Raw genomic sequence first — 1,411 nt, 5'->3', positions numbered from 1 at the left:
TAATGCCGTTCACTTAAGAGTGAACGGCATTTTTGTTCTTAGCATACCGTTGTGGTCTGGGTTTAACTGTTCTAGGGAATGTCCTTTCCCTTCGCCCTTCAAGTACTAAGCTTTCAGCCATGTTGTGGAACCCCTTTAACTGACGAGGTATTGCTCCTGGTGTTGAGTAAGGTAAGCCTACAAGTAACGCAGATACATGAGCTAATGTGCCGTTAAAACTCAGTTGATAAGGAAGGTAATTTCCCTTTAAATTGAAGCAGAGCTCGACCATCTGGTATCGGATTAAATTGTAAGTAAGCAAGATGCCCCATAACTCCTGCTTTACCAGTTCTGGTAAACGACTTCGCAGCGTGAGACGATTTCCAAGCATGTATTGTTTTTGCTCTCGGTAGCCTAGCTCAATTTCCCAACGATGCTCATAAAGGCCTGCAATATCTTTTGATGGGTAACGTAAGGAGTCGGTCATAGAGGTTAATACTTGGTAGTCTTTTCCTTTAATTTTACGTGTGACAAGCCGAGCGGTTATCGACTTTGGTAAATCAGGCCATAGTTTCCTAGCTCTTGGATTACTGTGTAATTGAACCAGTTTGTCATTTCGCCCTAAAGATTGAACGATGTCATATTGTGTGTTTTTCTTGAGGGGAATAAGCCAGTGGCGTTCATCGCCAGTGTCTTGCCATTTATGTAATAAACCTAAAGAATAGAACCCCTTATCGAACATTGTTACGCTATGGTTTGGTGTTGTTTCTATCAGCTTTTCAGCTAATACCATTTCGTTTGTATTGTAATTATCAAAGGCACTGGCCGTGATAATGTGACTGCTTAGTTCCATCTGGCAGACCATTCTCACTTGCGGATATTGTGTCCCTTTTTGTCGAGAAAATGCATTTTCATTTTGCGGGTTATCGGGCGTTCGCCAAACAACTCCATCGACGCCAAGCAGCGTTAATCCATTCCACTGGGGTAACTTTGCACTTTTTAACCATGACGTAGTCATTCGCTCAAAGACCGCTTTAATTGCGTCTTCACCCAACGTCTTTCGACGTTGAGTCAACGCACTCGGTGCGACAAAAGCTTTACCTGTACGGTCGACAATATCAAGTTGGTTTACTAAATCTTTCATGGACTTACTGTTATAGATAGCCATTCCAACAAGCAGCCACACCATGGATTCTAAAGTTAATTTCCTCTTTCTCATCGTGATAGTATCAGTAAGAGAATAAGCTTCGTCGATGAGTTCAATTGGAAGCAAATCAGACAAAGTTTCAACTTTATTAGGTTTCCAATCATTAATTATGTTTAGAGCTTGAGAGACATCCATAAAAAATCCAAGTGCATTAAATACACTTGGATTTTGACAGCTCTGAAGGATCGTTCAACCGATCACTTTGACTTTAACTGATCGGCATTA

General features: G+C 41.2%; 1 protein-coding gene. It reads right to left on the bottom strand.

What is annotated here, in order from left to right:
• Positions 1 to 13 precede the first annotated feature (13 nt).
• Positions 14 to 1,321 (bottom strand): IS4 family transposase, encoded by a 1,308-nt coding sequence (locus AB4405_RS24265; protein ID WP_372063103.1) that lies wholly within the window; start codon positions 1,319 to 1,321, stop codon positions 14 to 16.
• Positions 1,322 to 1,411 lie beyond the last annotated feature (90 nt).

This window comes from Vibrio sp. 10N.261.51.F12, from assembly GCF_041471725.1.
Taxonomy (GTDB): domain Bacteria; phylum Pseudomonadota; class Gammaproteobacteria; order Enterobacterales; family Vibrionaceae; genus Vibrio.
The sequence above is the reverse complement of the archived record's forward strand: the minus strand, read 5'-3'. Positions and strand labels throughout refer to the sequence as shown.

Excerpts from the sequence above, each read along its gene's own strand:
- AB4405_RS24265 (WP_372063103.1), bottom strand. The coding sequence starts at position 1,321 with ATGGATGTCTCTCAAGCTCTAAACATAATTAATGATTGGAAACCTAAT.